At 66.1% G+C, this 9,450-nt stretch carries 8 protein-coding genes, 1 tRNA gene and 1 pseudogene; 6 read left to right on the top strand and 4 right to left on the bottom strand.

Translation table 11 applies throughout. The annotated features are described in order from the left end of the window. Positions 1 to 1,071, top strand: a pseudogene (locus tag A5787_RS28780) (oxidoreductase); the annotation flags it as partial. Between the two features lie 5 nt (positions 1,072 to 1,076). Next, positions 1,077 to 1,967 carry a hypothetical protein gene (locus A5787_RS28775; protein ID WP_369829105.1) on the top strand — a complete coding sequence of 297 codons (891 nt, stop codon included), beginning with the start codon at positions 1,077 to 1,079 and terminating at the stop codon, positions 1,965 to 1,967. Positions 1,968 to 1,985: 18 nt separating this feature from the next. Here the strand turns inward: A5787_RS28775 and A5787_RS10885 are convergent, their stop codons facing one another. The 3 genes from A5787_RS10885 to A5787_RS10875 form a co-directional block, all read right to left on the bottom strand. Further along, positions 1,986 to 2,333 (bottom strand): DUF732 domain-containing protein, encoded by a 348-nt coding sequence (locus A5787_RS10885; protein ID WP_066965857.1) that lies wholly within the window; start codon positions 2,331 to 2,333, stop codon positions 1,986 to 1,988. A gap of 138 nt (positions 2,334 to 2,471) precedes the next feature. Next, a complete protein-coding gene (locus A5787_RS10880) occupies positions 2,472 to 2,774 on the bottom strand; it encodes a hypothetical protein (RefSeq protein ID WP_066965855.1) in 303 nt (100 codons plus the stop codon). A gap of 124 nt (positions 2,775 to 2,898) precedes the next feature. Continuing rightward, positions 2,899 to 2,984 (bottom strand) — tRNA-Tyr (locus A5787_RS10875). A 69-nt stretch (positions 2,985 to 3,053) separates the two neighbouring features. On the opposite strand from A5787_RS10875, the gene A5787_RS10870 reads away from it, so the two are divergent. Then, positions 3,054 to 3,545, top strand: a complete 492-nt coding sequence (locus A5787_RS10870) for a YajQ family cyclic di-GMP-binding protein (RefSeq protein WP_066965853.1) — start codon at positions 3,054 to 3,056, stop codon at positions 3,543 to 3,545. Between the two features lie 19 nt (positions 3,546 to 3,564). Next, entirely contained in the window at positions 3,565 to 5,052 is a 1,488-nt protein-coding gene (locus tag A5787_RS10865; RefSeq protein ID WP_066965851.1) for an NAD(P)/FAD-dependent oxidoreductase, read from the top strand. Here the strand turns inward: A5787_RS10865 and A5787_RS10860 are convergent. Continuing rightward, positions 5,049 to 6,524 (bottom strand): trypsin-like peptidase domain-containing protein, encoded by a 1,476-nt coding sequence (locus A5787_RS10860; RefSeq protein WP_066965848.1) that lies wholly within the window; start codon positions 6,522 to 6,524, stop codon positions 5,049 to 5,051. The two genes, A5787_RS10865 and A5787_RS10860, sit on opposite strands and share 4 nt — an antisense overlap. 148 nt (positions 6,525 to 6,672) lie before the next feature. Between A5787_RS10860 and A5787_RS10855 the strand changes: the two genes are divergently transcribed. Both A5787_RS10855 and A5787_RS10850 read left to right on the top strand, forming a co-directional pair. Continuing rightward, on the top strand, positions 6,673 to 7,698 hold the full coding sequence (locus tag A5787_RS10855) for an NAD(P)H-dependent glycerol-3-phosphate dehydrogenase (RefSeq protein WP_066965845.1): 1,026 nt from the start codon (positions 6,673 to 6,675) through the stop codon (positions 7,696 to 7,698). A gap of 204 nt (positions 7,699 to 7,902) precedes the next feature. Continuing rightward, positions 7,903 to 9,447 carry a SulP family inorganic anion transporter gene (locus A5787_RS10850; protein WP_066965842.1) on the top strand — a complete coding sequence of 515 codons (1,545 nt, stop codon included), beginning with the start codon at positions 7,903 to 7,905 and terminating at the stop codon, positions 9,445 to 9,447. Positions 9,448 to 9,450 lie beyond the last annotated feature (3 nt).

Here is a 9,450-nt window from a genome sequence, read left to right as displayed (position 1 = left end):
CCCGACGGCCCCTTGCAGCCCCGGGCGACGCGCCCGCAACACCGGCGGAATCCCTACGCGCTCGACGAGATGGGACGGGTGCCCTGGGATCGGTTCCAAACGCTGTGCGGCATCCAGTACTACTTCGACACGGAATTCCAGCTGCTTCGAGGGCACATGTTGTACGCCGGCACGGATTGGGCCCTGTCGTCGATCAACCAGCACGGCTTGTGGGAGAGGCAACCGATTCTGGACCGCGACGGCCACGTCTCGGTGCTCTCGGTCGACATAGGAAATTTCAATGCCCCGTCCCGTCAACTCGGCAAGGCGGCCCGCGATTGCACCCCCGACGAGATCGCCGCGGAGGTGTGGCGCCAGATCGTTTCCGCGCTGACGAGCAACGTCAAATCGCTAGCGGAGGAAAGCATGCCGTGGCCCGCGTGGTACGCGCTCGATCGCGGCCTGGTCATGGCTCACGGACCCGGTCAGGGCCGGGGCCGCGTGGTTCGCAACGAGACACCGTACCTGGTTCCCATCGTCGGGGACTGGAGCAACCGGCCCAGCAGCGACCCATGGAATCCGCACGGATCGTCGTGGAGCAGCGCACCCCGCGAAGAGTTGTGGCTTGAAGATCTCGAGCAGCGGAACGTTTGGCAGGCGCGCCACGGCGGCTATCAGGTGCACAACAATTCGGTGGTTTTCGCGGGGACCTGGAACAAGACGTTCACCCGGATGACGTCGATGGAGGCTGCCTGCGAGTCGGGGCGCCATGCCGTCAACGCGATTCTCGATCACTACATCTGGGTCAACTCCGGCGGTATGGATCGCCGCAAGCACACGACGCTCGCCTGGGAGTTTCCTTACGGCTTCCTCGACCAGGGCCTTTCGAGTCCCATCAGGTTGCCCACACCGGCCGGTGACTACTGCTACGTCTTCGACATCGAGAACCGCGAGCCGGCCGACACCCGTGCCCTGCGCACGCTGGACTCAAGGTTCTGCGAGCGGTCGCTGCCGCACCCGTTGGACATACCTACGACGTCTCAGTTCACCGTCCCCTCGTCCCCCGTCCCCCCGCTCGCTGGAGGTAAATAATGTTCATGCCAACAACCGATTACAGCCAGCAGATGCTCGCCTATCTTCAGGGTTGGCGACAACTTCTGGAACAGTGGACGGCAATCGCGGCCGCATCATCGTTCATGAATGCCCCGTACGCGATGCCCAGCGCGATGCCCAGCGCGCCGCCCGGAATGCCGTTTATGCCGCCCTCGGCGCCGTTCATGCCGCCGATGCCGCCCACCGCTCAGGTGGCTCCGGCGCCACCGGCGCCGGCCGACTACACGCAGCAACTGTTCGCCTACCTTCAGGCGTGGCGCCAGTACCTCGAGCAGACGACGGGTGCAACACCGGGATCGGCGCAGGCGCCTCCTGAGCAGCAGCCGACGGCGCAGCCCGCCGACACCTCCGCGGGCGGGCCCCCGACTGGCGGCGACGGGAAAAGCCGTCCCCCGAGGCCACCGGTTGGGCCCACCCCTCCCGGTGACGGCGGGGGCGGCACCATGTCGACCAGCGGGGCCCGCAAGGGATCGACCGTGACGTGGCCGCCGGTGGAGTTATTACCGCCCGGCAGCTACACCGTGACCCAGATCTCCGGCCCCGTTTCCGGGCCGGTCGGCCCGTTTGTCAGTGCATCGGAACATGCGCAGGTGCTCAGTCCGCCCGAGTACGACTTCGGGTATCAGTTCAACGGCCCCCGCCGGCGAGCCGACCCGGCGGCGGCTGCGGCCGCCTCATCAGCCGCCCGCAGAGCCGCGCCGTATGTGACGGAGGCGGCCGCCCAGCAATCCCTGGCTTCGCCATTCAGCAACGCCATGGAACGCGTGGAATTCGGCGCGTCGCCCTCCGTGGCCCGGAGGTCGCTTTATTCCAGCGCCGGCGCGGAGGCGACGGGGGAAATTCTGCGGCAGGTGCGTGAGACGCCGTCGCCCTGAACGGTTCTGAACGAGCCCTCAGCAGTGCGTGTTCCAGCAAGCCTGAGTGGGGCAGTACGTCGCATGCGCGATCCGCACCATATTTCCGATCTCCCCGAAGGTCACGTTTCTCGGGTCGAGGGTGGCGTGGATGTTCTGGGCGAGCGCGTCATAAGTCCAGCCCCAGGCGAGGTCGTCGCAGACGAGCCGACCGACCGCGGTGAGGGCCTCGTCGTGATTCGGCGGCCAGCTGAATCCGGCGGCGCGCAGTTGGGCGAGGTATGCGTCGTCCGCGGGATCGGCGGTCGCAATCGCAGCGCTAGAAATCAAGGCAGCGCCGGCCATGACGGGGATGGTCAGCATGGCCAGCCAACGAGGTGAGGGCATTTGATGCGCTTCCTTTCTTCTTGGCGTTCACGATGAACCAGGAAGAATAGATAGCGCGGGGAAAAAGCAGATTATCGAAAGCTGAATAATCGGATTTTCGAGGCTTTTTTGGCAGGGCCAGATTTTTTGGGAAACCGCTTACGCGGCGCGGGGGCCGTGCCAGCGCGGGTCCGCCGAAGCCCACCCCGCGTCGCCGTGACCGGTCAGGCGCAACGGGGTCACCGGAGCCGCCGCGATGGCGTTGCGCTCGTCGTTTCGCTCGAAGCGGCGCTCGACCGTGCGGTAGATCCAGGAGGCCGCGGCCACGATTGCGACGACGGCGGCCAATACCGCCAGAGCCTCCCCGAAGGCGATCAACATGATGATGCCGCCGAAGACCCAGAACGCGATGGCCTCCGCGTCGTGGGTGTCGCGGTGTGCGCCGATCGTGGTGTGCCGCATGTCTGCCTCCCGAGGGAGTAGGGGTTATTGCCTGGCTAAACGCCGGCGCGGCGCGAGAGCTGCCCGATTTGGGGCGATGGTGACCCATTTCACGGCGCGGAACGCCAGAATGGGGGCTGATCCATGGTGGCAGGTACAGGATTCGAACCTGTGTAGGCGTAAGCCGACGGATTTACAGTCCGCTCCCATTGGCCGCTCGGGCAACCTGCCGCCAGACAGGTTACAACGAACGGGTAGACAAGGCACAAACGGCTAGCACCCGAGGAAGGGAACGATCGGATGGCTGACTCATCGTTCGACATCGTCAGCAAGGTGGACCGCCAGGAGGTCGACAACGCGCTCAACCAGGCGGCCAAGGAGCTGGCCACGCGATTCGATTTCCGCGGCACCGACACCAAGATCGAGTGGAAGGGTGACGAGGTCATCGAGCTCACGTCGTCCACCGAGGAGCGGGTGAGGGCCGCGGTCGATGTGTTCAAGGAGAAGCTGATCCGCCGCGACATCTCGATGAAGGCCTTCGACGCGGGCGAGCCGCAGGCCTCCGGCAAGACCTACAAGGTCAGCGGCACCCTCAAGCAGGGCATCAGCAGCGAGAACGCCAAGAAGATCACCAAGCTCATCCGCGACGAGGGGCCCAAGAACGTCAAGACTCAGATCCAGGGCGACGAGGTCCGCGTCACCAGCAAGAAGCGGGACGACCTGCAGGCCGTCATCGCGATGCTGAAGCAGGCCGACCTGGACGTGGCGCTGCAGTTCGTCAACTATCGGTAGCGGGAAGCGAGGTTCTTCGATGACCGTGACTCCGCAGCAGGACGACCGCTTCGACGTCATCATCGTCGGCGCGGGCATCTCCGGCATCGACGCGGCCTATCGGATCGCCGAGCGCAACCCCGGTCTGAGCTACACCATCCTGGAGCGGCGCGCGCAGATCGGCGGCACCTGGGACCTGTTCCGCTACCCCGGCGTTCGCTCCGACAGCAGCATCTTCACGCTGTCATTTCCGTTCGAGCCGTGGACCCGGAAGGAAGGCGTGGCCGACGGCGTGCACATCCGCGAGTACCTGGCCGCCACCGCGCGCAAGTACGGCATCGACCGCCACATCCGGTTCAACAGCCATGTGCGGTCGGCGGATTGGGATTCGTCCACCGACACCTGGACGGTCACCGTCGTGCAGGACGGCAGCGAGAAGCGATACCGCGCGCGGTTCCTGTTCTTCGGCAGCGGCTACTACAATTACGACGAGGGCTACACCCCCGATTTCCCCGGCATCGATCGGTTCGCGGGCACCGTCGCGCACCCCCAGCACTGGCCCGAGGATCTGGACTACACCGGCAAGAAGATCGTCGTGATCGGCAGCGGCGCCACCGCCGTCACGCTGATCCCGTCGCTGGCGGAACGCGCCCGGAAAGTGACCATGCTGCAGCGCTCACCGACGTATCTGATCTCGGCGTCCAAGTATGGCAAGGTCGCCGCCGTGGCCCGGATGCTATTGCCCCGCAACGCCGCCCATCTGGTGATCCGGATGTACAGCGCGCTGACGGAGGCGGCGTTCTTCGCCCTGTCGCGCAAGGCGCCGGGTCTGGTGAAGCGGCTGCTACGCCAGGTCGCGATCAAGAACCTGCCCGCCGGCTACGACGTCGACGTCCACTTCAAGCCGCGGTACAACCCGTGGGACCAGCGGATGTGCCTGATCCCCGACGCCGACCTCTACAACGCCGTCAAGGGCGGCCGCGCCGAGGTGGTCACCGACGCGATTGAGGGCTTCGACGCCACCGGCATCGTGCTCGAATCCGGCAGCCACCTCGACGCCGACATCATCGTCACCGCGACCGGCCTGCAGCTGCAGGCGCTGGGCGGGGCCACGATCAGCCTGGACGGCGTCGCGATCGATCACCGCGACCGCTTCGTCTACAAGGCCCACATGCTCGAGGACGTGCCCAACCTGTTCTGGTGCGTGGGTTACACGAACGCCTCGTGGACGCTGCGGGCCGACATCACCGCGCGGGCGACGGCAAAGCTGCTGGCGCACATGGCCTCCCACGGCTACACGCACGCCTATCCGCACCTGGGCAACGAGCCGATGGACGTCAAGCCGTCCTGGGACATTCAGGCCAATTACGTCAAGCGGTCGGTTCACGCGCTGCCCAAGTCGGGAACCAAGCGGCCGTGGAATGTGCGGCAGAACTATCTCGCCGATGCCATCGATTACCGGTTCGACCGGATCGAGGAGGCGATGGTGTTCGGCCGGGCGGCCGACCGCGCACAGCTGGCGGGTTAGCGGCTGGCTCCCTGAGCGGATTCGTCGCCAAGTATTTCGTTGCCGCAGTTCGGACAGAACTTTTCGGCGGGGTGGTGTTCGGCTCCGCAACCCGAACAGAAATGGGGTGCCGCCGGCTCGTGTGTCGGCGCCGCGCCGATGAGCCGGGCAGCACCGAGTTTGATGCCCGCCCGTGCAGAAACCCGTTTTCCGGTGCCGGGACGCTTGCCCGAAACCAGCCGCAACCCGGGCGCTTTCGCCGAGGTGTCGAGGTGCCAACGGTTTCGCACCACCATGAAGGCCAGACCGGCGGCGGCCGCGAGCACCAGGGCGACGCCACCCGCGATGTACCACACCAGGTTTGAACCACTGAGCACCGAGGAATCGCCGTGCTGCTGCCGCAGGTTGGCCGCGCTCGTCCTGAGCTCGGCGAGGCCGGGATAGTCGGGGGACATCGACAGGGCCTGGTCGAAATCGTCGATCGCCTCGGTGTATTGGCCGGCGTAGTAATGCTTGAGCCCCTTGCGGTAATACGCGTCGGCGGGTCCCAGCGTCGCCTTGACGCCCTTGCTCGCCAGGATCGCGGCCAGGCCGTCGGCGGGCGCGACGAAATTGAACGGTTGCGGTTCGCCGATCGGGGCGAAGCTGTTCACCCCGATCACCTTGCCGTTGAGCGCGACGGTGGGGCCGCCGCTCATGCCCTCGGAGACCGGGGCGTCGATCTCGTACTCCGCGGCGGACCCCATGGTCGACTTCTTGCTGACCGTGCCGCTCTTGTTCGTCGGGTCCAGCGACGGTCCGGTGACGTTCTCGGTGCTCTGCGCGAAGCCGACCGCAAGAACCGCGGTGCCGATGCTGACGTCGGCATCGGTGGCCAGCTCCGACGACGGCAGGTTGTGCTTGTCCACCTTGAGCAGCGCGACGTCGCCCTTACCGAGCGGCCGGAAATCCACGACGTTGGCCGCGGCCTTGCCCGCGACCGTGGTGCCGGTGCCGTACGTCAGCGCGAGGCTGACTTCGGGGCCCCGGTCGGCGGTGTTGCCCTCGACCTTCGCGTTCTTTTGCAGCCACTCCAGCGCAGAGGCCGGATTCCGCGCTTCGGGCGCGTCGGGAAACTGGGCGATGTATTCCTTGGCCGCCCGTTTGAGGATCAGTAACTTGGCGCTGTCGGGATCGACGCAGTGGCCCGCCGTGGCCACCCACCCGTCGGGATTGATGACGAACGCGGTGCAGGCCCAGGCCGCGATGAACGGCACGGTGGTGCCCGGGCCGAATTGCGACAGGATCTGGCCGTCGGGCAGCCGGACCGCGCCGTAGCTCTGGCCGGCGAGATACATGACGGCCGGCCGTATCATCGCCGCCGCCCGTTCCTCCGGGTTGGCCTGTGGACGACCGCCGTCGGCGGCCGCAACGCCCGGCGAACCAACCGAAACCGCGATAGCGGCCGCGGCCAGCGACGCGAATACGCGGCCCCGTCGGTCGTGTCCGGGCATGAAACCTCCCTCGTGGCGGACCTGTACTTTGACGATCCGGCAGATCGGGCCGTCGAGGTAGGGACCGAAGTCACCTGCGCTGGGGCCGTTGGGTTGGACTGAGGTGAACTGCTTCTAAATCTCCGATGTCGGCAATACGCTGGTCGCCATGGCAGCTGACAAGCGCGAACCCCGGGTCGTTGTCCTCGGCGGAGGTTCCTGGGGAACCACCGTGGCGTCCATCTGCGCGCGGCGCGGGCCGACGTTGCAGTGGGTGCGCTCCGAAGCGACCGCCAAGGACATCAACGAGGACCACCGCAACAGCCGCTATCTCGGCAACGACGTCATCCTGAGCGACACCCTTCGCGCCACCACCGACTTCGCGGAGGCGGCCAGCTGCGCCGACGTCGTGGTGATGGGGGTGCCCTCGCATGGCTTCCGGGGCGTGCTGACCGAGCTGGCCAGGGAGCTGCGGCCGTGGGTTCCGGTGGTGTCGCTGGTCAAGGGCCTCGAACAGGGCACCAACATGCGGATGTCGCAGATCATCGAGGAGGTGCTGCCGGGTCACCCGGCCGGCATCCTGGCCGGCCCGAACATCGCGCGCGAGGTGGGCGAGGGGTACGCCGCCGCCGCCGTGCTGGCGATGCCCGACCAACACCTGGCGACCCGGCTGTCCGGGTTGTTCCGGACCCGGCGCTTCCGCGTGTACACCACCGACGACGTGGTCGGCGTCGAGATGGCCGGTGCGCTGAAGAACGTCTACGCCATTTCGGTCGGGATGGGCTACTCGCTGGGCATCGGCGAAAACACCCGCGCGCTGGTGATCGCGCGCGCGTTGCGGGAGATGACGAAGCTCGGCGTAGCGATGGGCGGTGATCCGGACACCTTCCCCGGACTGGCCGGCCTCGGTGACCTGATTGTGACGTGCACCAGCCAGCGCAGCCGCAACCGCCACGTCGGCGAACAACTGGGTGCCGGCAAGCCGATCGACGAGATCATCTCCTCGATGAACCAGGTCGCCGAGGGCGTCAAGGCCGCCAGCGTGATCATGGAGTTCGCCAATGAATTTGGCCTGAACATGCCCATTGCCCGCGAGGTCGACGCGGTGATCAATCACGGCTCGAGCGTCGAGGAGGCTTACCGCGGCCTGATGGTCGAGGTTCCCGGGCACGAGGTGCACGGCTCGGGGTTCTGAGTCAACCAAACAACTCGTAACGAAAATATTTGCATTCGATATGGGGCAGGCCCGTTCGCTTGACCTGCGGTTTGTCGGCCCCATACCGTCGAACGAGGTAGCCAGGCTGTTGCCTGCCGATTGGTGCAGTCGTAATTGATTGTGCGCCAATGAGCTACGCCGACGTAGCGCAGCCCCCCTCACACTTAACGACGGAAGCGACCGATGCAAAACATCGAACAGCTCGGCGATCAAACAATTAACCAGGCCCACAAGGGATCACAGCGCGACTGGATAAGATCCATTGTCCGGCACGACCTGCCGTCTTCACTCGTGGTTTTCCTGGTCGCATTGCCGTTGTCGCTGGGAATCGCGATCGCCTCGAACGCCCCGGTGCTCGCCGGCCTGATCGCCGCGATTGTCGGCGGCATCATCGCCGGAGCCATCGGCGGATCACCGTTGCAGGTCAGCGGTCCGGCGGCCGGGCTGACCGTCGTGGTCGCCGATCTGATCTCCGACTTTGGTTGGGGGATAACGTGTTTGATCACCGCAGCGGCGGGCGTGCTGCAAGTTCTGTTGGGACTGAGCCGTATTGCGCGCGCAGCCCTGGCGATCTCACCGGTCGTCGTGCATGCCATGCTGGCCGGCATCGGGATCACGATCGCGTTGCAACAGGCGCACGTGTTGCTGGGCGGGAAATCCAAGAGCTCGGCCTGGCATAACCTCATCGGCCTGCCGGGTCAGATCATCGACTCGCATCGGCCCGGGGTGCTGCTGGGCGTGCTGGTGATCGCCATCCTGGTCGCCTGGCGCTGGGTTCCGGCCCGGTTGCGCTTCGTCCCTGGCCCGCTGGTCGCCATCGTGGCGGTGACGATCATCTCGTTGGTCTTCCCGTTCCACGTGCGCCGGATCGAGATCGATTCGTCGCCGCTGAGCGCGCTACGTCTGCCCGATCTGCCGCACGGCAACTGGGGCGCGGTGGCGATCGGCGTAATCACCGTCACCCTCATCGCCAGCGTCGAAAGCCTGCTGTCGGCGGTGTCGGTCGACAGGATGCACAACGGCCCGCGCACTGATTTCAACCGTGAGTTGATCGGGCAGGGCACCGCGAACATCGTGTCGGGGAGCATCGGCGGGCTGCCGATCACCGGTGTAATCGTCCGCAGCTCAACCAATGTCAACGCGGGCGCCAGGTCGCGCGCCTCGTCGATCATGCACGGTTTCTGGATCCTGCTGTTCACCGTGCCCTTCGCGGAGCTGGTCGAAGAGATCCCGACCGCGGCGCTGGCCGGGCTGCTGATCGTCATCGGCATTCAGCTGCTGAAGCCGGCGCACATCGAAACCGCAACGAAGCACGGGGATCTCGCCGTATACGTGGTGACCGCCGTCAGCGTGGTTTTCCTCAACCTGCTGCACGGCGTGCTGATCGGACTCGCCCTCGCCATCGCGTTGACCGGATGGCGGGTGATCTGGGCCAGAGTGGAGGCCGAGACGGTCGGGCAGGACTGGCGGGTGTTGATCGAGGGGCCGGCGTGTACCTTTCTTGCCCTGCCGCGGCTGACGCGCGTGCTGGCGTCCATCCCTGCCGGCGCCGTTGTGACCGTTGATCTTTCGGTCAACTACCTCGACCACGCCGCGCATCAGGCGATCGATGACTGGCAGCGCCAGTTCGAGGCCACCGGCGGCACGGTCGTGATCCGGGGCATGCTCGAGACGGGGCACTTCGCGGGGAGGACGCGCGGCGGCATCGATGATCGACGCGCGGCTTAATCG

This window comes from Mycobacterium sp. 852002-50816_SCH5313054-b (genome assembly GCF_001667185.1).
GTDB lineage: Bacteria > Actinomycetota > Actinomycetes > Mycobacteriales > Mycobacteriaceae > Mycobacterium.
Note: the sequence above shows the minus strand (reverse complement) of the source record. Positions and strands in the feature narration are given on the sequence as shown.